This is a genomic window from Xanthomonas cissicola (assembly GCF_008801575.1).
In the GTDB taxonomy this organism is placed as follows: Bacteria; Pseudomonadota; Gammaproteobacteria; order Xanthomonadales; family Xanthomonadaceae; genus Xanthomonas; species Xanthomonas cissicola.
In genome coordinates, this window is record NZ_VZPL01000163.1 from 1 (window position 1) to 2,494 (window position 2,494).

Here is a 2,494-nt window from a genome sequence, read left to right on the forward strand (position 1 = left end):
GCGTGCCGCACACGCTCCACGCCGGTGCCGGCAGCGCCCGCGTGCTGGCGGCCGGGGCGGCGTTCACCTTGCGCCAGCACGCCCAGCACGACGGCCAGCGTTTCGTTCCGGTGGCGATCGAGCACGTGGCGGTGAACAACCTGGGCCAGGGCGTCGTCGCCTTGCTGGACGCGCCGGACCTGGAGCACGGCAGCTACCGCAACCGCTTCCTGGCGGTGCCGGCGGCCACGCCGCTGCGCGCGCTGCCGCAGGACCGCCCGCGCATGCCCGGGCCGCAGAGCGCGCGCGTGGTCGGCGTGGCCGATGCGGCGCTGAGCCCGAGCCGCGACCACCAGGTGCGGATCCAGTTCCCGTGGCAGCGCGGCGCCCAGCCCACCCTGGGCGGGTTGACCGACAGCGCCAGCACCGCGCCCGGCCACGCGCCGGGCGACCAGAGCGCCGGCACCTGGGTGCCGGTGGCCGAGTGGGTGGCCGGCCCGAACTGGGGCAGCCACTTCCTGCCACGCATCGGCAGCGAGGTGCTGGTGGAGTTCCTGCACGGGGACATCGACCAGCCGCGCATCACCGGCCAGCTGTACAACGGCGAGGTCGCCCCACCCTTCGGCGGCGGCCTGGACGCGCGCGCGAGCCACCCCGGCACGCTCAGCGGCCTGCACACCCAGTCCCACGATGGCGGCGGCACCCAGCAATGGCTGCTGGACGACACCCCCGGCCAGCTGCGTACCCGCCTGCACACCTCGCTGGCCGACACCCGGCTGGAACTGGGCTACCTGGTCCAGCACAGCGACACCGCCCGCGGCGCGCTGCGCGGCCAGGGCTTCGAACTGGCCTCGCAGGGCTGGGGCAACGTGCATGCCGCGCAAGGCCTGCTGCTGTCCAGCAGCGCCCGCAGCCAGGGCGCCTCGACCGCATTGGACGTGGCCGGGGCGGTGGCCCAGTTGCAAGGCGCCGAACGCACCGCCCAGGCGCTGCACGACACCCTGACCCAGCAACAGGTACCCGGCCTGGACGCCCATCCCAGCGTGACCCGGCTGCGCGAGGCGATCGACCCGCAGGCGCAGGGCAAGTACGCCGCTGCGGTCGGCGGCCAGCCGGCGACCAAGCCGGCCGACGGCGGCCGCGACGGCCAGGCGCCGGTGGAACGATTCGCCGAGGCGCGCCTGCTCGGCGAGTCGCCGGACCACATCGCCTGGACCACCCCGGCCAGCGCGGTGGCCTATGCCGGGCAGGCCCTGCAGTTGACCGTGCAGCAGGATGCGCAGCTGAGCGCCGGGCAGACCCTGTCGGCGGTGTCCGGCCAGCACACCGCGCTGTTCGCCCAACGCGGGCCGATCACACTCATCGCCGCGGCCGGCCCGGTGAGCCTGCAGGCGCATACCGGCGCGCTGGAACTGCTCGCCGACCAGGCGGTGACCGTCACCGCCACCGACACCCGCATCGACGTGCTGGCGCAGCACAAGATCGTGCTGCAGGCCGGACAGACCCGCATCACCCTGGAAGGCGGCGACATCACCTTCGCCTGCCCGGGACAGTTCACGGTCAAGGCCAGTCGGCATCCGTTCTTGGGTGGGGAGATGCAGACCGTCGCCATCCCGCCGCTGCCGGAAGAACGCCTTCCCCTGCAAACGCTGTCGCTTGATCATCGCTACCACGACGATCAAGGCCTGGCCGGTGCCGACTACGTGGTCACCCTGGCCGATGGCGGCAAGCGGCAGGGCACGCTCGACGCGCAGGGACGCGCCGAGGTGGCGAATGTCCCCGGCGGCTCGGCCGAGGTGGTGTTCTCGCCGATGCCGGGCCTGTTCGGCCGCAAGGACATGACGCCCACGCCCGATCACGCGGCCAATCCTGCCGATGCAAGGCTGGACGGCGTGGTGGACAAGTATCTGGCCGCCGCCACCGCCGATTCCGGTAAAGGCGTGCAGTGATGGGGGCTACACCTGCGGCATCTCCCCCCGGCGGCCTCAGTTTAAGCGAGTTCCGCGCGATGGCGGCCGATGTCGGCAGTTGGACCTGGGGCACGGTGCAAGGCGCCTTCAACGTCAAGGCCTCGCTGTCGCAGATTCTGGTGGATGCGGTGATCGGCATGATCCCGCTGGTGGGCGACGTCACCGCGGCGCGCGACATCATCGCCGTGGTCATCCGCCTGATCGACGACCCCGAGGCGCGCGAACGGGTCTGGGAATGGGTGTTGCTCGTGGTGCTGGTGCTGGCCTTGGTGCCGGTGATGGGTGGCGTGATCAAGGGTGTGGGCCGCATCCTGTGCAAGATCTTCAAGGAGGCCGCCGAGCTGCGTGGCGCCGCGCGTGCCGCGCACCTGTTGCAAGGCGCCAAGGACATCATCGCCTTCCTCAACCGCATCGGCACGCGCAACGCCGAGGCGTGGCTGCTGCGGCTGAAGTTCGCCGACTATCAAGCGCAGATCATGGAGCGGTTCGCCGCGCTCACCAATACCCTCGCCTCGGTGCTGCGCAAGGCCAAGGCCCGGATGGGG

The 2,494-nt window shown here is 71.9% G+C and carries 1 protein-coding gene and 1 pseudogene; both read left to right on the top strand.

The window, feature by feature from the left end; genetic code table 11:
• Positions 1-1,928: type VI secretion system Vgr family protein (locus tag F7R02_RS24910; RefSeq protein WP_235900990.1), on the top strand; the 1,928-nt coding region annotated here is incomplete at its 5' end.
• A 59-nt stretch (positions 1,929-1,987) separates the two neighbouring features.
• Positions 1,988-2,494, top strand: a pseudogene (locus F7R02_RS24915) (hypothetical protein); the annotation flags it as partial.